General features: G+C 65.7%; 19 protein-coding genes and 1 tRNA gene. 8 read left to right on the forward strand and 12 right to left on the reverse strand.

Going from position 1 to position 17,979, the window contains the following annotated elements:
- Positions 1-66 precede the first annotated feature (66 nt).
- Positions 67-792: a DUF881 domain-containing protein gene (locus tag AC6CID_RS24455; RefSeq protein WP_039584449.1), complete on the reverse strand. Its 726-nt coding sequence runs from the start codon at positions 790-792 to the stop codon at positions 67-69.
- 103 nt (positions 793-895) lie between these two features.
- On the opposite strand from AC6CID_RS24455, the gene crgA reads away from it, so the two are divergent.
- Positions 896-1,159, forward strand: a complete 264-nt coding sequence (gene crgA / locus AC6CID_RS24460; RefSeq protein WP_006550938.1) for a cell division protein CrgA — start codon at positions 896-898, stop codon at positions 1,157-1,159.
- Positions 1,160-1,265: 106 nt separating this feature from the next.
- The gene (locus tag AC6CID_RS24465) at positions 1,266-1,724 is read left to right on the forward strand and encodes a PH domain-containing protein (protein ID WP_033098098.1); all 459 of its coding nucleotides are present in this window, start codon (positions 1,266-1,268) and stop codon (positions 1,722-1,724) included.
- On the opposite strand, the gene AC6CID_RS24470 is transcribed toward AC6CID_RS24465, so the two are convergent.
- Together AC6CID_RS24470 and AC6CID_RS24475 are read right to left on the reverse strand one after the other, a co-directional pair.
- Positions 1,709-2,635: a rhomboid family intramembrane serine protease gene (locus tag AC6CID_RS24470; RefSeq protein ID WP_006550936.1), complete on the reverse strand. Its 927-nt coding sequence runs from the start codon at positions 2,633-2,635 to the stop codon at positions 1,709-1,711. The genes AC6CID_RS24465 and AC6CID_RS24470 overlap by 16 nt on opposite strands.
- Before the next feature lie 10 nt (positions 2,636-2,645).
- Positions 2,646-3,173 (reverse strand): peptidylprolyl isomerase, encoded by a 528-nt coding sequence (locus tag AC6CID_RS24475; protein WP_024102562.1) that lies wholly within the window; start codon positions 3,171-3,173, stop codon positions 2,646-2,648.
- Positions 3,174-3,274: 101 nt separating this feature from the next.
- On the opposite strand from AC6CID_RS24475, the gene AC6CID_RS24480 reads away from it, so the two are divergent.
- Entirely contained in the window at positions 3,275-3,739 is a 465-nt protein-coding gene (locus AC6CID_RS24480; RefSeq protein WP_200359120.1) for a hypothetical protein, read from the forward strand.
- A 354-nt stretch (positions 3,740-4,093) separates the two neighbouring features.
- A complete protein-coding gene (locus tag AC6CID_RS24485) occupies positions 4,094-6,049 on the forward strand; it encodes an acyl-CoA dehydrogenase family protein (RefSeq protein WP_498354622.1) in 1,956 nt (651 codons plus the stop codon).
- A gap of 73 nt (positions 6,050-6,122) precedes the next feature.
- On the opposite strand, the gene AC6CID_RS24490 is transcribed toward AC6CID_RS24485, so the two are convergent.
- Complete coding sequence (locus AC6CID_RS24490; RefSeq protein WP_033098094.1) at positions 6,123-7,415, reverse strand: lipase family protein; 1,293 nt, start codon at positions 7,413-7,415, stop codon at positions 6,123-6,125.
- A gap of 215 nt (positions 7,416-7,630) precedes the next feature.
- On the opposite strand from AC6CID_RS24490, the gene AC6CID_RS24495 reads away from it, so the two are divergent.
- Positions 7,631-8,737 carry a DUF7159 family protein gene (locus tag AC6CID_RS24495; protein WP_006550931.1) on the forward strand — a complete coding sequence of 369 codons (1,107 nt, stop codon included), beginning with the start codon at positions 7,631-7,633 and terminating at the stop codon, positions 8,735-8,737.
- A gap of 28 nt (positions 8,738-8,765) precedes the next feature.
- Here AC6CID_RS24495 and AC6CID_RS24500 read toward each other — a convergent pair whose 3' ends face one another.
- The 4 genes from AC6CID_RS24500 to AC6CID_RS24515 all read right to left on the reverse strand — a co-directional run bounded on the left by AC6CID_RS24500 (position 8,766) and on the right by AC6CID_RS24515 (position 12,041).
- The gene (locus tag AC6CID_RS24500; protein ID WP_016931505.1) at positions 8,766-9,743 is read right to left on the reverse strand and encodes a R2-like ligand-binding oxidase; all 978 of its coding nucleotides are present in this window, start codon (positions 9,741-9,743) and stop codon (positions 8,766-8,768) included.
- Between the two features lie 45 nt (positions 9,744-9,788).
- Positions 9,789-10,964: a Dyp-type peroxidase gene (locus AC6CID_RS24505; RefSeq protein ID WP_039584441.1), complete on the reverse strand. Its 1,176-nt coding sequence runs from the start codon at positions 10,962-10,964 to the stop codon at positions 9,789-9,791.
- Positions 10,957-11,463: a copper chaperone PCu(A)C gene (locus tag AC6CID_RS24510; protein ID WP_024102556.1), complete on the reverse strand. Its 507-nt coding sequence runs from the start codon at positions 11,461-11,463 to the stop codon at positions 10,957-10,959. The genes AC6CID_RS24505 and AC6CID_RS24510 overlap by 8 nt, the downstream gene beginning before the upstream one ends.
- Positions 11,464-11,540: 77 nt before the next feature.
- Positions 11,541-12,041, reverse strand: coding sequence for a hypothetical protein (locus AC6CID_RS24515; protein ID WP_482127257.1), 501 nt, complete (start codon positions 12,039-12,041; stop codon positions 11,541-11,543).
- Between the two features lie 142 nt (positions 12,042-12,183).
- Here AC6CID_RS24515 and AC6CID_RS24520 point away from each other — a divergent pair, with 142 nt between their 5' ends.
- The 3 genes from AC6CID_RS24520 to AC6CID_RS24530 are packed head-to-tail and all read left to right on the forward strand — an operon-like array spanning position 12,184 to position 14,595.
- A complete protein-coding gene (locus AC6CID_RS24520) occupies positions 12,184-13,314 on the forward strand; it encodes an FtsX-like permease family protein (protein ID WP_498354623.1) in 1,131 nt (376 codons plus the stop codon).
- On the forward strand, positions 13,311-13,991 hold the full coding sequence (locus AC6CID_RS24525; protein WP_006550926.1) for an ABC transporter ATP-binding protein: 681 nt from the start codon (positions 13,311-13,313) through the stop codon (positions 13,989-13,991). Before AC6CID_RS24520 ends, AC6CID_RS24525 begins: the two co-directional genes overlap by 4 nt.
- A gap of 31 nt (positions 13,992-14,022) precedes the next feature.
- Positions 14,023-14,595, forward strand: a complete 573-nt coding sequence (locus tag AC6CID_RS24530) for a TetR/AcrR family transcriptional regulator (protein ID WP_498354624.1) — start codon at positions 14,023-14,025, stop codon at positions 14,593-14,595.
- Positions 14,596-14,631: 36 nt separating this feature from the next.
- Here the strand turns inward: AC6CID_RS24530 and AC6CID_RS24535 are convergent, their stop codons facing one another.
- From AC6CID_RS24535 to AC6CID_RS24550, 4 genes are all read right to left on the reverse strand, one after another.
- Entirely contained in the window at positions 14,632-15,066 is a 435-nt protein-coding gene (locus AC6CID_RS24535) for a class I SAM-dependent methyltransferase (RefSeq protein WP_498354627.1), read from the reverse strand.
- A gap of 100 nt (positions 15,067-15,166) precedes the next feature.
- Positions 15,167-15,245: transfer RNA gene (locus AC6CID_RS24540), tRNA-Ala, on the reverse strand.
- Positions 15,246-15,442: 197 nt separating this feature from the next.
- Positions 15,443-17,128, reverse strand: coding sequence for a DUF262 domain-containing protein (locus AC6CID_RS24545; RefSeq protein ID WP_498354625.1), 1,686 nt, complete (start codon positions 17,126-17,128; stop codon positions 15,443-15,445).
- Positions 17,129-17,192: 64 nt separating this feature from the next.
- A partial coding sequence (locus AC6CID_RS24550) for an AAA family ATPase (RefSeq protein WP_498354626.1) occupies positions 17,193-17,979 on the reverse strand: 787 nt, incomplete at its 5' end.

Raw genomic sequence — 17,979 nt, forward strand, 5'->3', positions numbered from 1 at the left:
CGCCCGGTGGCCGGCAGAGGGCGACCCGCCCGGTGGCCCGATTCGGACAGTGCTCCCGGGCACCGCTCAGCGCGCGGACGAACTACCGGTGTAGGCGGGGACCGACAGATCCTCCGACGCCTGCTGCGTGTAGCCGAGTTGATAGCGGGCCGCGTACTGCTTGTAGATGCGGATACCGGGCTCGGCGTCGAGCGCGGCCTGCAGCCGTGCCGGGTCGCCGAGCGCGGTGACGACATAGGGCGGTGAGTAGGTGCGTCCGTGCAGCAGCAGCGTGTTGCCGATGCAGCGTGGTGCCGACGTCGCGACGATCCGCTGATCCTGCATGGCCACGGCCTCGGCACCGCCGGCCCACATCGCGTTGAGCACGCTCTGCACGTCCTGCTGGTGCACGACGAGATCGTCGGGTGAGGCACCGGACGGATAGCGCCCGTTGGCGTCGCGGGGTGCGTCGGTGAGAGTGACGGTCACACCCGGACCGCGGCGGGCCACGAGTCCGGCCGGGTCCTCGATCGCGGACAGGTCGTCGAGCACCGCGGCGACGTCCTCGTCGTTCACCGCGGCACGGTCCTGGAGTTCGTCGATGCGGGTAGTGAGATCGTCTCGGGTGGCGGCCAGTTCGTCGGCCTTCTCCTGCGCGGCCCGGACCAGATCGGACAGTCGCGGGGAGTCGCCGGCGCGCAGTTCGTCGCCTTCGGACACTCCGCGGGTGGTACCCACGAGCAGACCGGCCACGAGGCAGACGGCGAGGGTCGCGACACCCCACACGGGCGCGCGCAGTCGTCGTTCCGACACGTCGTACCTCCGATCCTGGCCTTACGTTAGCGTGATCTCAACAGGTAGTTGACCGACCACTCCATCCGTGTACGACGGGTGGAGACGTGAGAACGAGGACACCATGCCCAAGTCGAAGGTTCGCAAGAAGGACGTCTCCGCGACCCGGACGGTGAGCCGCACACCGGTGAAGGTCAAGGGCACGCCGTCGAGCACGTTGTACGTGACGGTGATGCTCGCCCTGATGGTCATCGGGTTGCTGTGGCTGATCGTCTACTACCTCGCGGCCGAGCAGATCACATGGATGAACGATCTCGGTGCCTGGAACTTCCTGATCGGTTTCGGGTTCATGGTGGTCGGTCTGATCATGACGATGAACTGGCGCTGACCTCCACCCCGCTCGGGTTACACCGATGTTATTCATCCCCACCTGGGGATAACACTGTGCACAACCGGTGAGAGGTCCCCGGGGAACGGATCGGAAGAGGACGCAGATGCCCGACGAGACACCGCTGCGGTGGGCGACGCCGCCCGCCGCGATAGCGGCGTTGTCGGCCGCCGGTATCGCCTTGGCCGTGACCGCAGCGGTTGCGGTTCCCGACGCGGCCGGTCGCGTACTGGTGGGTTTCGCGGCGGTGCTCGTCCTCGTGATGGTCGCGCTCGCGCTGCGGCAGCGTCCGCGTCTCGAAGTGCTCCCCGGAGGAATGGGGATCGCGACGATGCGGTTGACGGGTCGTCGCGAGTTCCCGCGCGCGGCCCTGCACCGCGTGCGGATCGTCGAGTACCCGCGCTTCGGGCGGCGCGTGCCGATGCTCGAGATCGACACGATCGACCCCGCGACCGGCACGGAGAACCTGATGATCTTCGGCCGGTGGGATCTGGGCACCGACCCGCGGAACGTGCACGCCGCGCTGGCGATGCGCGATCTCGCGCCCGATCAGACACCCAGTTGATCGCGTAGCCGCACGACGGCGAGCACGATCGCGACCAGCGTCACCGCGACGACCGCGACCAGCGCGATCCATCCGGTGCGCACGATGCGGTCCCGGTCGGTGCCGGCACCGAGATACTGCGGGGCGTAGAGCAGGGCCGCTGTCGCGGCGGCACCGGCGACGAGACCGCCCAGGTGACCCCACAGGGAGATGCCCGGGACGGTGATGCTGATGATCACGTTGAGGCCGACGATGGTCAGCACGGGTGCCGGGCTGCGACGCAGGCGCAGCAGGATGACGGCCTGCGCGCCGAGCAGACCGAAGACCGCTCCCGACGCTCCGGCGGTGACCGCTCCGGTCTCCATGAACATCACTGCGGCGGACCCGCCGAGGATCGACACGAGGTAGACCGAGAGGTACCGGGCGCGTCCGAGCACGAGTTCGGTGTCGCGCCCGATCACCCACAGGGCGAACATGTTGACGGCCAGATGGAGCAGGCCGAAGTGCAGGAATCCGCTGCCGAGGATCCGGATGTACTCGCCGTGCGCGGCGATGATGGGCGGCCACAACGCCCAGTCGAGGAACAGCGCCGAGCCCTGCTCGTTGGTCATCACGCTGCCCGACTGCGCGGCGGTGATGCCGAAGACGAGCACATTCAGCGCGATGAGCACGTACGTCACGATCGGCGAGGGCCGATCGGAACGGACGGGTGCGCCGGCGATGGTGCGGGCCTGCGGTGTCGACCGTTCGGCCGCGGCGACGCAGTCGACGCAGTGCTGACCGACCGAGGCGGGACGCAGGCACTCGGGGCACGCGGGCCGGCCGCATCGGGAGCAGGCGAGAAGGGTCGGGCGGTCGGGATGGCGAACGCACCGCGGCTGGGGTTGCGGGCCACCACCCTCGGCCGCGGAGCCCCAGCCGGGGTTCGTCATGGGAACTCTCTCAGGAGATGGTGATGCTGTTGATCACGACGTCGTCGACCGGGCGATCGGCGCGGTCGGTGGCGGTGGTCGCGATCGCGTCGACGACCTTCTTCGACTCGGCGTCGACGACCTCACCGAAGATGGTGTGGCGACGGTTGAGGTGCGGGGTCGGGCCGACGGTGATGAAGAACTGCGAGCCGTTGGTGCCCGGGCCGGCGTTCGCCATCGCGAGCAGGTAGCCGCGGTCGAACTGCAGCTCGGGGTGGAACTCGTCGGCGAACTGGTAGCCCGGGCCGCCGCGGCCGGTGCCGGTGGGATCGCCACCCTGGATCATGAAGCCGTCGATGACGCGGTGGAAGACCGCGCCGTCGTAGAACGGACCGCTGGTCTCGCCCTTGGCGTTCTGGGTCTTGTACTCCTTGGTGCCCTGGGCCAGGCCGACGAAGTTCTCGACGGTCTTCGGCGCGTGGTTGCCGAAAAGCGCAATCGCGATGTCGCCGCGGTTCGTGTGGAGCGTGGCCGTTGCTGTCTGATGCGGTGAAGTCACCCCACCATGGTGCCATTGCCCGCTTCCCGGGCAGGACAGGCGGCGCGGGACACGCTCTCCGGTCACGACCACAGGTCCGGGCGGTATGGAAGAGTGGACGCATGAGCAAGCTGATTCATGCCGAGACCGACGACGTGTGGCTTCCGGCATTCGTGCGACGCCACGACGAATCCGGCAATCTCGCGGGTGCTCTCCGCGTGGCCGGCGAGGGCGCGGTAGCTCTCGCGCAGGGCTCGAGTGCGGCCGGACTGTTCGCAGCACGCAAGGGTCTGGACGTCGCGGGCGAACTGCTCTCGGTGGCCCGGCGGGCCGCGGCCGAGCGGTGTGCCGCGAAGTCGTCCTCTCGTCCGGAGCGCACGGGCAGGCGGTTCGGTCTCGTCGTCGCCGGCGCGGTTGCCGTCGTGGCCGCAGGCGGGGTCGTGTTCTACCGGCGACGACGGCCGGATCACCCTCCGATCGCTCCGGAACCGCCGCGCGTGCGGCCCGCGGAGTCCGCCGAGACGACGACCGACGAGGCCGCCTCGACGCCGGTCTCCCCCGAGTCCACCGACACCTCGGAGGCCTGATCGCCGTCCGCGGTGCCGAATTCTCGTTCCGCCGATCGGATCTCGCGGTCGACGATGAGGCACGCCGCGAAGTAGAGCGCGCCGAGGAAAGTGAGCAGGAAGGGGACGAAGGCCAGGAATTCCATGGCCACCTCCGTTCCGATCCGCGATGGGGATCGGCGAGTGACGGGCGGGGCACGTCGTCGGTGACGATTCGAGCGTAGGCGCGTCCGGGAGTACCCGCACGTCCCCGCCGACTTCCGCGGTAGTGATCTAGTTCACATCCGACTGCTTCATGATCGACTCGGCCGAACCTGTGATAAGAGGCACATCCGGGTGCATACTCACCAGTAGGCACGCGACCCGGAGGCAGTCATGGCAGAGAGCGCCGATGCCCGAACCCCACAGGTCACCGAGCGGCAGGCTCGTGAAGTAGCGGAGCAGGCGCGCGAATCCGAGTGGAACAAGCCGTCCTTCGCGAAGGAACTGTTCCTCGGACGGCTCACCCTCGACCTCGTCCACCCCTTCCCGCGACCGACACCCGACGAGGACTCCCGTACCGAGGAGTTCCTCGCACGCCTGCGCGCCGCGTGCAGTTCGATGGACGGCGGCCGCATCGAACGCGACGCGCGGATACCCGACGAATACGTCCGCGAGCTGGCCGAACTCGGCTGCTTCGGCATGAAGATCCCGCAGGAGTACGGCGGCCTCGGGCTGTCGCAGGTCGCCTACAACCGGGCCCTGACGGTCGTCGCCTGCGTGCATCCCAGCATCGGCGCGCTGCTGTCGGCCCATCAGTCGATCGGTGTGCCGGAACCGCTCAAGCTCGCCGGCACCCCTGAGCAGAAGCAGCGCTTCCTGCCGCGATGCGCGCGCGGCGCCATCTCGGCTTTCCTGCTCACCGAACCCGACGTCGGGTCCGACCCCGCCCGACTCGCGTCCACCGCCATCCCGGTCGAGGACGGCAGTGCCTACGAACTCGAGGGCGTCAAGCTGTGGACGACCAACGGGGTGGTCGCCGAACTGCTCGTCGTCATGGCCCGCGTACCGGAGAGCGAGGGCCATCGCGGCGGGATCTCCGCCTTCGTCGTGGAAGCGGATTCACCCGGCATCACCGTCGAACGCCGCAACTCCTTCATGGGCCTGCGCGGCATCGAGAACGGCGTGACCCGGCTGCACAAGGTGCGGGTTCCGAAGGAGAACCTCATCGGACGTGAGGGCGACGGGCTGAAGATCGCGTTGACGACGCTCAACGCCGGTCGCCTCGCCATCCCCGCGATGTGCTCGGGTGCCGGCAAGTGGGCGCTGAAGATCGCCCGCGAATGGTCGTCGGAGCGGGTGCAGTGGGGCAAGCCGGTCGGTGAGCACGAGGCCGTCGCCGCGAAGATCTCGTTCATCGCCGCGACCACCTACGCACTCGAGTCCGTCGTCGAACTGTCGGGCCAGATGAACGACGAACAGCGCAACGACATCCGCATCGAGGCGGCACTGGCGAAGTTGTGGGCGAGCGAGATGGGATGCCTCATCGCCGACGAACTCGTGCAGATCCGCGGCGGACGCGGCTACGAGACCGCCGAGTCGCTGGCGGCGCGCGGCGAACGGGCCGTTCCCGCAGAGCAACTCGTCCGCGACCTGCGGATCAACCGCATCTTCGAGGGGTCGAGCGAGATCATGCGTCTCCTCGTCGCCCGCGAGGCGGTCGACGCCCACCTGCGCGCAGCCGGCGAACTCGCCGACCCCGATTCGACGGGCAAGGAGAAGGCGCAGGCCGCGGTACGGGCGAGCGGGTTCTACGCCCGATGGCTCCCGAAACTCGTCACCGGCAAGGGACAGCTACCGCGGACCTACAACGAATTCGGTTTTCTGGCAACACATCTGAGGTACATCGAACGCAGCTCGCGCAAGCTCGCCCGCTCGACCTTCTACGGGATGGCCCGCTGGCAGGCCGGACTCGAGAAGCGGGAGAACTTCCTCGGACGGATCGTCGACATCGGAGCCGAGCTGTTCGCCGCGACCGCCGTGTGCGTGCGCGCCGAACGGCAACGCGTCGACGGGCACCCGGGAGCCGACACGGCTTTCGAACTGGCCGACGCGTTCTGCAAGCAGTCGCGGCTGCGCGTGGAGAAGTTGTTCGACGCCCTGTGGACGAACACCGACGCCGAGGATCGTCGCACCGCGGCCGGCGTTCTCGAGGGCAGATACGAGTGGCTCGAGCGCGGTGTGCTCGATCCGAGCGAGGGCACCGGTCCGTGGATCTCCCGCTGGGAACCGGGCCCGTCGACCGAGACGAACGTCGCGCGCCGGATCATCGACACCCGTCACTCGGTGTAGACCCCGCACACGAATCCGGCCCGCACCCCCGGAAGGGAGTGCGGGCCGGATCGATTGCGGATTCGAAGGAGCGTCAGAAGGCTCCACAGTTCGACGGTGCGGGCTCACCGCGCAGTCGCGCTTCGATGTACGCGACGGAGTCGGGCAGTCCGCCGATCATGGGCACCGCATGGTTGATGATGAAGCCGGGCAGGATCGGCGGCGTCGTGTTGGGCAGGAACTGCACCGTCGCGCCCTGATCGCACCAGTCCAGCGCCAGCTGACGGCCCTGACCGTAGGGGACCGTGTCGTCCTGCGTGCCGTGCTGGAGGAGGACGGGCACGGCAGGCGTGCGGTTGCCGATGCGCTGCTCCGCGAGGATCTTCTGGACCTGGGGCAGGCGGTCGAGCACGACATCGAGGGGCTCACCCGTGCGGGTGTAGTCGCCGGTGCGCTGGAATGCGAAATTCGCCACCGTCTCCGGGACGCACTGGTTCGCCACGGCCGCGAGCATCTTGCGGCCGCGATCACTGATCTCGGCGTCGATCTCGTCGCGGATCTCCGGGTAGGCGTCGGCCAGACCGTTGATCGTGTACCCGATGGCACCGGTGAGCAGCGTGCCGTCGATCTGCTTCAACGTGGCCACGAGGTCGGCGGGCGGAGCACCCACGTAGGCGCCGACGAGGTTCAGTTCGGGGGCGTACTCGGGAGCGAGCTCGGCCGCAGCGCCCGACGCGCCGCCGCCCTGCGAGTAACCGAAGAGGCCGACCGGGCTGTTCTCGGTCACCGACGCGTTCTCGAGCTTCAGCGCCGCGCGCACCGAGTCGAGCACCGCGTGGGCTTCGGCGGCGCGGTTCACGTAGGTGTGGTGCCCCGGCGTACCGAGACCGTCGTAGTCGGTGACGACCACGGCGATGCCGCGCAGCAGCAGCGCGTTGATCGACAGCACCTCGTACTCGGTGAAGAAGTCGAGGGGCGGATTATAGTTGACGAGCGCGCCGAGATTGCGGGACGGCGCGCACTGGTCACCCTGACCGTGGGTACCGACGGCCAGCGCGACGAGCGGCCGGTCGCCGGGACCGTTCCACGGCGTCGACGGCTCGATGTAGGTGCCGCTCACCGCGTTGGGTGCGCCCTTGGCGTCGTTGCTGCGGTACAGCAGCTTGGTGCCCTGACCCGGGAAGATGCCGTCGGCGACCGGTGCGCGCAATGCCAGATCGGACGGTGCCGTGCGCAGGACGTCGCCGGGAGCACCCGTCGGCAGTGGGTCGGGCGGGAGATAGAAGTCCGTCTCGGCTCCCGCTGTCGCCGCGGTTCCGAGAATTCCGCCAGCAAGGACGGTCGTCGTCACCGCCGCGGCCATCCACTTCCGAGCGCGCCCCACCATGTTGTTCCTCCACCTGGATCCACCGGAACCGTGTGTCCCTCGTCACGGCGGTACGGACTGTAACACGCACTTACCGGAAAGTAAGGTCGGCACTTCCCTCCCTGTCTGCCACAATCGTTCTTCGCGCCCGAAGCGGTGCATTTGTCCGGCGCACCCGGAGCGAGTCGGGTCCTCGGCAGCACGACGGACGAGCAGCCTCTCGAGGAAGGGAAGACATGGCAATCGGTGTCGGCCTCCGGATCGGGCGAGTCGTGTCCACGGCGGTCATCGCATCCAACGAACCCGGCACTCCCGACCCTGTCGTCCTCGCCCGCGACTCCGTCCTGCACGTCGACCACGACGGCAACACGTCGCTCGGCAGCGTGGCGCACGGGGACGAAGCACGCACGATCGCGGGCTTCCTCACGCGGGTCGGCGACGCCTCGGGCATCACCGCGAGCGACGGTCGCATGTACCGCGCCGAGGACGCGATGGCCACCGCCATCCACTGCCTGTTGCGGGAGTGCCACCCGTTGCCGACCTTCGGCGGCATGGACCGGGACAGCGACCCCGGCTACGCCGCCACCTACCCGTCGCACTGGGATCCGGACACCATCGCGACCTTGCGTGCCGCCCTGGACTACGCGAATCTGCGGCACGTGGATCTCGTGTCCGACGCGCAGGCGGCCGCCGCCTGGTACGCCTCCGAGATCTCCGAGACCCCTGGCCAACTCGTGGGGGTCTTCCATCTCGACGACGGCGGCTCGACCGTCACCCTCGTACGCTCGGGCGTGCCCGCCGGCAAGGCCTACCGCACCCCCGCCCAGGGCGCACCGTCCCCGGCGGCCCAACTCGCCACGGCCCTCGGATCGTTCGGCTGGATACCGGACAATCTCGAGGCCGTCGTCGTCATGGGCGACGGTCTCGTCGCACGAGATCGCACCCACATCCAGGAGATCGCGAACAGCCTCGCCACGAAGCTCACGGTGCGCAGCCTCGTCGGGCCGGGCCCGGAACAGACGGCGGCGCTCGGCGCCGCGATCCTCGCGGCCGGATTCACGCCGGCACGCGAGACCAACAAGACCCGGATCGGACTTCCACCTTCCTACGACGAAACCGACGTACTCACCGGCGGTTTCGCTCGGCTGCGCGAACTCGAGGAGAGACGTCTCGGGGCCGAGAGCACCGCCGAGAACCGCGGAGCCGCGAGGAAGGAGGCCACACCCGTTCCGGTGCTCACCACGGGCACCGCAGACGAGAACACCGGCAACACGAGAACGGTCGTCATCGGGGTGGTCGCCGTTCTCGTGCTGATCGCGATCCTCGCCGGCATGCTGCTCTGATCGATCTCCTGTCTCCGATCGACCCTGCTCAGTCTGCCGGGGTGCGGTCGGGAGCCGGAACCGCAGCGAGCGCGGCGGCGTCCTCGTCCCCGAAACGGTCCTCGAGCACGGCGGGAGCGAAATCGAGATCGATCTCCTCCAGCGGGCGTCCGCGCGCGGATTCTATTGCGCCGAGCCGTCTCTGTGCCCGGTCGGCCGCATAGGAGATGAACTCGTCGTTGTCGAGACCGTAGGGCTGTTCGTCGAACTGCTCGTTCTGCCACTGGATCATTCCGGTCGCGAGGGGAAGCAACTCCTCCATCCGCTGCAACACGACGTTCCAGTTCGAGTCGTCCGCTGCCACATGCCGTCGGCAGGTGAACGTGCCCCAGGCCATGTGCCGGCGCTCGTCGGAGCCGATCCGCCGGATGATCTCCTGCATGCCCGGCAGGATCCCGTACTTGGTGCACACCTTCTGCCACGCGTAGTAGCCCGTCAGCGCGAGACTGCCCTCGATGACGTGGTTGTAGGTGACACTCGCGCGGACCTGATTGGCCGGGGACGGATCTCGATCGAGCACGCGCAGGCTGTGCGGCAGTTCCTCGTAGAACAGCCGCCGGTAGTAGGGATTCTCGGCAACGAACGGGTGCAGGTCGGATGTCAGTCCCACGGTGTCCATCCAGCGACGGAACACCTGCACGTGCTTGGCCTCCTCGTAGCAGAACTGGGTCAGGTACATCTCGTCACCCAACCGGCCCTCCGCTTCCATGGCGCGGAGGAACGGAAGGATGTCCTGCGTGACGGCCTCCTCGCCGGCGACGAACAACGCGACCAGATAGGTCGAACTGCGGCGTTGTTCCGAGTTGAGCGACGCCCAGTCCTCGGCGTCGTGGGAGAAGTCGATGTCCATCGGATCCCAGTGCGCTGCGTTGCCCTTCGCGAAGAGCCGGAGCGGGAAGGCGTCCCAGTTCAGGCCGCCTTCCCGCAGCGACGCGAAACCCTGACGTATCTGTGTAATCTCGGTCACACCCTCGAGGCTAGACCTCGATTCCACATACGTCGCGGTCTTGTCTCAGTCACCCAGCAAGGTGTCGCCGGGATACCCCTTCGGACCGAATCCCGGAGGGACGAGAAAGACCGCCGACCCGATCGGCGTGATCCACGGATTCAGCGCGTCGTGCTCGGCGAGGCGCTGCTGCACCGGGACGAACTGACGGTCCACGTCCACCTGGTAGGTGGCGAACAGCAATCCGGCGCCGTCCTGGTCGTCGTAGTTGTAACCCCGTCGCAGGAACTGCTCGTCGCCGGTGCGGGGACGTGCCCGCGCGACGTGCGATTCCGGCGGGATCACCGGGATACCGAACCGGTCGGTGGCCTCGAAGTCGGCGTCGTCGTGTTCCTCCGAACCCGTCAGCGGAGCACCGTTCGACAGTCGCCGGCCGACGGCGAGTTCCCGAGCGGGACGGTCCAGCTCGTCCCAGGTGTCGAGTTCCATGCGGATCCGGCGTAACACGAGCGAGGTGCCACCGGCCATCCACGGCGGGTCACCCGGATTCCACACCTGCCGGTCGAAGTCCGGGCTGTGCGGCGCGGGATTGACGGTGCCGTCTACCTGCCCCATGAGGTTGCGCATGGTCGTCCCGTCGGGTCGTGTGCCGGCCGCACGCCGGAACCCTCGCTGGATCCAGCGGACCGTCGCCACCGATCGCACACTCCTGGTGAGTGTGCGGACCGCGTGCGAGACGGTCACCGGGTCGTCGGCGCAGACCTGCAACAGCAGGTCGCCGCCGGACCATCGTTCCTCGAGCCGGTCGATCGGAAAGGCCGGCAGCGGTTTCAGCCACGCGGGTCGTCGGTCGGTCAGGCCCGCGGCGTCGAAGACCGCGGGACCGTAGCCGACCGTGACCGTCAGCCGGGCCGGGTCGACGGCGAGTTCGGGTTCGGTGTCGCCCAGCGCCGGCGTCCCGGTGGTGAGTCGCCGCGAATCCTCGGCCCACACCCGCATGATCCCGACGAGCCCGTCACGATCGACACCCTCGGCGAGGTCCAGTGCCACGAACGACGCGAAGGACTGCGCGGGGGTGTCGATACCGGCCTGATGGGTGCCGTGGATCTCCACGGTCCGCGCGCCGATCGGTTCGGAGATGCGGGACGCGACCGCCGTCCCACCTCCGACCGCGCCGAGTCCTGCTGCACCCAGCGCGGCGACACCGCCCCCGAGCAGGGTGCGTCGAGTGAACCTAGCCATCGTGGGCTGCCCCGTCGTGGGACGGCACGTACTCCTCCTGTGCCCCGGCGAAGTCGCGGACCTGGGCCGTGAACTCCTCGGTCGATCCGTCCGCGAACTCGAGTGTGAAGGTCACCGTGCTCCCGGGTCGCAGAGGCTCCACGAGGTCCATGAGCATGAGGTGGTCGCCGCCGGGCGCGAGGCTGTGCACGGTGTCCGCGGGGATGACGAGCCCGTCCCCCATCTCCTGCATCACCATCGAGGCGCCGCCGGACGACACCATCTCGTGCAGTTCCGTGGTGGCGGATGCAGGACTGGACGCGCCGACGATGTGCACGTCACTGCTGCCGGTGTTCTCGATCTCGGCGAAGGCACCGGTCATCCCGGTGTCGGATGCCTTGACCCAGGCTTCGGACACGACGACGGCCTCGGCCGAGTCGGTGGTGCCGGTGTCGGAACCGCAGGCGGCGGCGAGCAGGGCCGTTGCGGCGATCGCAGTGCCGAACATGGTCTTCTTCATGATTCTCCGTAAGTGTCGGTGCCTCTGCGGGCACACGGAACGAGCGGTCGCCGGCGGCGGCGACCGAGAAGGTTGACCTAGCGGAGAACAACGGGAGGTGCGCGGCTGCCGGTTCCGCCGACGAGTAGTACGCCGGGACCGATATCGGGGCGGTGGATCGTCGGGACAGGTTCGGCGACGGCCACGGGCAGCGTGCGGTACGTCTCGGGAACGATCCGGCGCAGCGCTGCGAGTGCTGCTTCGCAGCCCTTCTCGGCACCCCGTACCAATACTGCGGCGAGGAGGACGGCAACCGCGTGGGCGGACATCATTCCGGATCCCGGTGTGTGCAGGTGACCGTCGTGGAGTCCCAGCACGAGGTGGCCGGCGACCTGCCCGAGGACGAGGACGAGCGGCACCGGAAGCCTGATTTCGCCGGTGAGGACTCCGACAGCGAAGGCAAGCCCGAGGAGGAACACCAGGGCGTCCTGGTGGGGAATCGCTCCGCCGGCGAAGGCGTGCGCGGCGATGCTCAGTGCGGCCGAGATTCCGCTCACGAAGACCGCGCGCATGCGCATCACGGTGTTCACCTCGGCCATGAAGTCAGAATACTTCCCTCACCTGCGATTACTACCCCATGTAGTAACTATCACCGAATATAACGACAGAGCGTCGGTAAGATATCGACGTGCCGTCGAGAAGATTGGGCACATACCCGGTCCAGCCCACGAAGGACTCCACATGTTTCTTGCCATGCGCGAACTATGGTTCGCGCGCACCCGCTTCCTGTTGATGGGCGCCGTCGTCGCGCTCATCTCGATCCTCATGGTGATCCTGTCCGGTCTGTCGTCCGGTCTCGTCGTCGACGGCGTCTCCGCACTGCAGCGCACACCGGTGCAGGCATTCGCCTTCGCCGAAGGAACCAAGGCCGACTCCGCATTCTCCCGATCCGTGGTCACGGAAGACCAGGCCGACACCTGGCGTGCCCGCCCGGACGTCGCTCGCGCCGAACTGTTCGGCAACACCATCGTCAACGCGAAAACCGAGAGCGGGGTCCCCGTGGACCTCACACTCTTCGGCATCCGGCCGGGCTCGTTCCTCGAACCCTCGGTCTCCGAGGGGGCACCGCTCGGTGGTGACACCGATGTCGTCCTCAGCGACAGCGCCCGCGCCACCGGCGTCGAACTCGGCGACACGATCGTCGTCGATCGTCTCGGTACCCGGTTGGACGTCGTCGGGTTCACCTCCGACAAGCGCACCTTCGGTCACGTCGACGTCGCCTACCTTCCCCTGAGCACCTGGCAGGAGATCCACGCCGGTGTCCGGCTCGGTGAACAGGTCCCTCCGAGCGCGTACACCGAAGCCAGTGTGGTCGCGATCGAGGGTGTGGACGGAGCACTGCCCGATCTCACCGCGGGTGACGCAGCAGCCGGTACGACAGCGAAGACCCTGGAGGAATCGTTCGATTCCTCCCCCGGCTACAACGCCGAGATGATGACGATGTCGATGATCACCGCCTTCCTCTACGCGATCTCAGCCCTCGTCGTAGGAGCGTTCTTCACGATCTGGACCGTGCAGCGCAGCCGTGAGATCGCCGTCCTCCGCGCCATGGGCGCCTCCACCGGATTCCTCCTGCGCGACGCCCTCCTGCAGGCCGTGATCGTGCTCGTCGGCTCGGTCGCCTTCGGTGTGCTCGTCGGTCTCGGACTCGGGTCGGGCCTCGAGGGCAGCGGCATGCCTTTCGTCCTCGAATCCGGCCCCGTCGCTCGAGGTGCCGTTCTGCTCGTCGTCCTCGGCCTGCTCGGCGCCGCCCTCGCCGTGGTCCGCATCGTCCGTGTCGATCCGCTCGCTGCCCTGGGAGAGAACAGATGACCGTCACCACCTCCACCGGCCTCGCACTGTCCGACGTCTGCCTGTCCTTCGGCGACGGCGACAGCACGGTCCACGCCCTCGATCACGTCGACCTGGGCGTCGAGCCGGGTGAACTGGTCGCCGTCGTCGGGCCGTCCGGTGCCGGCAAATCGAGTCTGCTGGCGGTCGCCGGTGGCCTCGGCCGACCCACTTCCGGCACCGTGAGTGTCGACGGTATCGAGGTGACCGCACTCGACCCGCGGGCGACCGCGAAGCTGCGCCGAGAGCGGGTCGGGTTCGTATTCCAGTCCGGCAATCTCCTCCCCGCCCTGACCGCACGCGATCAACTGCTCCTCGTCGAGAAGATCGCCGGACGCCCCGGACGGAACCCTGACGAGCTGCTCGCCTCGGTGGGTATGGAGCACCGCGCCCAGCGGCGACCCGGGCAGCTCTCGGGCGGTGAGCGTCAACGTGTCGGCATCGCGCGGGCCCTGATGGCCGAACCGTCGTTGTTGCTCGTCGACGAACCCACCGCCGCCCTCGATCGGAAACGCAGCCACGAGGTCGTCGAACTGCTGGCACGGGAAACCCACACCAGTGGAGTGGCTACGATCATGGTCACCCACGACCACGAAATCCTGCGGCACTGCGACCGCGTGCTCGAGATGGTCGACGGAAGACTTCGACCACACGACTGAACGGTCGACAGCCGAACGAGGAGGGCCGGCGGTGCCGAAAATTTCCGCAGCGACGGTCGCGGAGCACCGCGCAGCGCAGCGCCGTGCCCTCCTCGACGCGGCGCTCGAACTCCTCGCCGAGAAACCGGAACAGGCACCCTCGCTCGGCGACGTGGCGCGTCGTGCGGGTCTGGCCCGGTCGAGCGTCTACAACTACTTCGATTCGCGCGACGACCTGCTGCACGCGGTCGTCGTCGACATGTTCCCGCGCTGGAACACGCGCGTGGTCGAGGCGATGGAGAAGGTGTCCGATCCGACGGAGCGGGTGCTGACGTACATCGACGTCAATCTGCAGCTGGTCGCCGAGGGAGAGCACGCGATCGTCGGTGCTCTCGCCGCTTTCACCCCTCAGGCGTTCAGTGACGAGAGCATGCACGCCATGCATCAGGACCTCGTCCTCCCCCTCGTCGAGTCGCTGCGGGCCCTCGGTGTCGCGGATCCCGAACTCGATGCCGAGCTCGTCACCGCGCTCGTGCACAAGGGAACGGAATTGATCGAGGCCGGTCGCGGGCTCGACGACGTAAGTGCCTCGATCCGAAGAGTCCTCACCACCGCCCTGTCCTGATGTTTCACGTGAAACGGGGCACCGATTAGGGACTCTTCACGATCCTCTCGGGATCGGAAGTTCCCTCAACGGCTCACCACCGTCGATGAACAGTCGCGCATCCGGGCGCGTCGCCGCCGCGATGCGTGCCAGAGCTGCCCTACCGGCTTCGGGGTGCCGTCCGTCGAGGGCGCCGACCCTGATTGCGAAGACTAGGTCGAACGGCTCCTCGTCCACGCCCGGGACGAAGTCCTCGACGGCGACACAGCGCGCCCTCAACCGGCCCGCAGCGATCAGATCTCCAGACGACGAGGTCAGCCGGTCGATCGCCACCGGGGACCGGTCGAGAGCGAGAATGTGTCCGGTGGTCAACCGTTCGGCGACCGCACGCGCTGCGGCCCCGGGCCCACAGCCGATCTCCAGCACCCTCAGGTGCGGCTCCAGAGGCAGGGCCGCGACGATCTCGGCGAGTCGCGGAGAGAGGCGAGGCATCACCCTTCGAGTATGGGATGTAGGCACACCATCGGGGGCAGCAACAGAGAAAGGGCGCTTCCGGAATCCCGGAAACGCCCTCTACCTGAACATTTTCTTGTGGAGCCTAGGAGATTCGAACTCCTGACATCTGCCTTGCAAAGGCAGCGCAAGCGTTCACCTAGGAGACCGAAACTGCCTTCAAGCTGCAAAGAGCGTTCAGTTCATCTCAGTACTCTTCAGTCACACTCACTACTTTCCGTGGGCAGAATGTGGACAGAAGACAACTAGGCAACACCGCCGGAACACTGCCTGCACAAATCGCCAATCGGAATACATGCAGATTCGACGTTGAGGGCTGTCAGCAACCCTTAAGTTCCTATCCTCATCCCCGCCCTCACTCACCGCCTCCCGACCCGACTTTGATTGGCCAGGCTTTCACAGCCAAATCAGCAAGCTTGTCCCCTCGATGATTCGCTTCCTCGAATCCCCACTTCGAAAGATCTCCCACGCTTTGCGTCATCAAGTAAGCAGACTTCTGATATGTTGAACGTTTGGCAGAAAAGGCCTTGTTATCAAGTTCTGCATTAAGCTTCTTTTCAAGTAACGTTAAGTTCTTAAGTTGATCCCTGGCAATATTGAATTGGTCATACTCTTCATCCGAAGAGAAACCCTCCCGCTTTGACGATTTCGCAAATATATGCTCGACCGTAACACTCTTACTGCTCCAGTCAGGTGCAGCTTCATCAGACTTACCCTTCTCAAGCCTAATCTGCAGCTCAAGCTGACTCAACAAGTACTTCGCTTTGGTTGTAGTAATACCACCCATACTCTTGAATGCTTCCTTAAAGGACACATCATCAGGGACAATATCCTTCATATACGGAAAAACTTCTTCCGCCTTCTTCAGTTTCTTGTTCGCGATAGCAACGGCGGCATCGCAAAAAGCATTTTCTGCCACGCCACCACCCAATAGTCCCCCCATCCATGCCCGTACCGACCAATTTGCAACTATCTCGACAAAACGAGTGGCATCACTATGCTTCCAATTGGCGAATGCCGCGAGAAGCAGAGGGGTGTTGGCTTCAAAGCCAAATCTACGAAATGCTAGAAGCGAGTCTTTCACGTCGATCGCTTGAGAAGACCAGCTTGCGTCATCCGGCTCGCGAAGCGCGATGAACCGACTTAGGCTTTTCTCTAGCTTGTCAAGGTAGTCCTTAACATCCTTCGGGGTCGAGCCGATATCACTCTGCAATGCTTTATAGAGTTCACGGTGGGTAACCCGACCCTTTCGAGACATGTATTCATACCTGAGGAACTTTACGAGGTCCTCACTTTTCTCGAATTGCCCACTGATTCTGGTCCATACGGACTGGGCATGGTTTATTCCAGTCGAACCAGCGTTACTGAAGAGATAGTTCTTTAGTAGATCTGCCGTAGTTAAGTCGGCCCCTCGATCGTTAAGAGTCTCGAATATGACATACGCTTCTTGAAGGCCTGTCGCTACAGCCAGGAGGACTTGCACCTTCTTTGCCGAATACTCGATTAGGTCAATGATATTCCGGTACTGTTCCTCGTCCGGAGCAAGCTCCTCAAGGAAAGCTCGAACCTGTTTGTAGCACCCGGTCACCAAATTTTGATCGATTTCATCAACCAGCTTGCCCTCTAGCAGCGATTCGTAAGTGCTGTGGTCATCGGCACTTAGGACAAGTTTAGCGACCCGCCGCTCTTCCGAGAGTACATAATCACTCAAATAAGTGTTTTGAACTGACGTGGCAGCTTCATCCCGCCCGAGCTGCTTCAATAGGTCCCGAGCAGCTATTAAGAGGACGGCCGTAGTTGTGATTCTCTGCTGACCGTCAATGATCAATTTCCTCTGCGGCTCCTGAGTATTGGACGCCAGAACAATGGTACCCATAAAGTATGAGTTTCCGTCAGATCGCGCTTTTTCAATATCATTGAGATACTGTTCGACATGCTGCTCTTGCCACGAATAACGTCTCTGGAATCGAGGCACTGACAGCAAACGGTCAGCAAGCAAGTGCCCGAGATGATCGTGTCCGAATTGCGCAGGATCAGCCATGCAGACATCCAACCACGAAGACTGCAACGCGCCGTGTAATGGTCTGCCGTTCGTACATGAGGCTTCAGGCGTTCCTGCACGTTGCACTCCCTGCCGGAAGACTCCTCGTACGTATGGATGCTGGCTCCGAAGGTGCCAAAGATTCCCCTTCACATGAGACGACACCTTCGGCACCTTCGCTGGAACCTTGGACACCTTTCCCGCCAGGGAGTTGTGCGAGCGTCCACACCCAGCCCTTGCTGAATCCGTCCTTGCACGTTTGCACCCTGGCCTTCTTCCGAGCCTTCTTCACCGCGTTGTCCGACAGTCCGGCCGCACGGGTCACCTTCAAAACGTCAGCTGCCGGCGCCGAGCCACCGCATTCCATGAGGTAGTCGCGGATAACCATGGTGATCTCGTCACGCTCTTCGGTTTCCTCATTGATGCCGCTCAGGAGCTCGCGCGCATCACGCGTGGTCTCCCCCAGCCACTTCAGGACGCCGACCTCGGTCGGGCCGTCCTCCGTCTCGACCGCCGCAGACAGGATGGTCGCCTCCATCGACCGTGTCCTCGGCGCGAGATTGGCCTTGGTGTTCGTGACGATTAGATTCCCACTGTCGTCGTCCCGAGCGACTGAGAGCACCGATCGCGCGACCTGCGACCACGCGATCGAACCGAGGATCAGCTTGCCGGTATCGGTTCCGTCCCGCTTACCGAAGTGACAGAGGCCGAACACCACACAACCTTGTCTCGCAGCAAGCTGCGCGAGGGGCTCGAGGTACGAACGCACTGCGCGGTCATCCTTGCCCGATAGCTCGGACGACATACTCGACGTCGCGGCATCCAGGACCACGAATGCCACCTGGTGCTGG

Source organism: Rhodococcus sp. GQ147 (genome assembly GCF_059759155.1).

Bases quoted from the DNA above. Each gene is read 5' to 3' on its own strand.
- crgA (WP_006550938.1), top strand. From the start codon at position 896: ATGCCCAAGTCGAAGGTTCGCAAGAAGGACGTCTCCGCGACCCGGACG.
- AC6CID_RS24465 (WP_033098098.1), top strand. From the start codon at position 1,266: ATGCCCGACGAGACACCGCTGCGGTGGGCGACGCCGCCCGCCGCGATA.
- AC6CID_RS24470 (WP_006550936.1), bottom strand. From the start codon at position 2,635: ATGACGAACCCCGGCTGGGGCTCCGCGGCCGAGGGTGGTGGCCCGCAA.
- AC6CID_RS24480 (WP_200359120.1), top strand. From the start codon at position 3,275: ATGAGCAAGCTGATTCATGCCGAGACCGACGACGTGTGGCTTCCGGCA.
- AC6CID_RS24485 (WP_498354622.1), top strand. From the start codon at position 4,094: ATGGCAGAGAGCGCCGATGCCCGAACCCCACAGGTCACCGAGCGGCAG.
- AC6CID_RS24490 (WP_033098094.1), bottom strand. From the start codon at position 7,415: ATGGTGGGGCGCGCTCGGAAGTGGATGGCCGCGGCGGTGACGACGACC.
- AC6CID_RS24495 (WP_006550931.1), top strand. From the start codon at position 7,631: ATGGCAATCGGTGTCGGCCTCCGGATCGGGCGAGTCGTGTCCACGGCG.
- AC6CID_RS24505 (WP_039584441.1), bottom strand. From the start codon at position 10,964: ATGGCTAGGTTCACTCGACGCACCCTGCTCGGGGGCGGTGTCGCCGCG.
- AC6CID_RS24510 (WP_024102556.1), bottom strand. From the start codon at position 11,463: ATGAAGAAGACCATGTTCGGCACTGCGATCGCCGCAACGGCCCTGCTC.
- AC6CID_RS24515 (WP_482127257.1), bottom strand. From the start codon at position 12,041: ATGGCCGAGGTGAACACCGTGATGCGCATGCGCGCGGTCTTCGTGAGC.
- AC6CID_RS24520 (WP_498354623.1), top strand. From the start codon at position 12,184: ATGTTTCTTGCCATGCGCGAACTATGGTTCGCGCGCACCCGCTTCCTG.
- AC6CID_RS24525 (WP_006550926.1), top strand. From the start codon at position 13,311: ATGACCGTCACCACCTCCACCGGCCTCGCACTGTCCGACGTCTGCCTG.
- AC6CID_RS24535 (WP_498354627.1), bottom strand. From the start codon at position 15,066: ATGCCTCGCCTCTCTCCGCGACTCGCCGAGATCGTCGCGGCCCTGCCT.
- AC6CID_RS24545 (WP_498354625.1), bottom strand. From the start codon at position 17,128: ATGGCTGATCCTGCGCAATTCGGACACGATCATCTCGGGCACTTGCTT.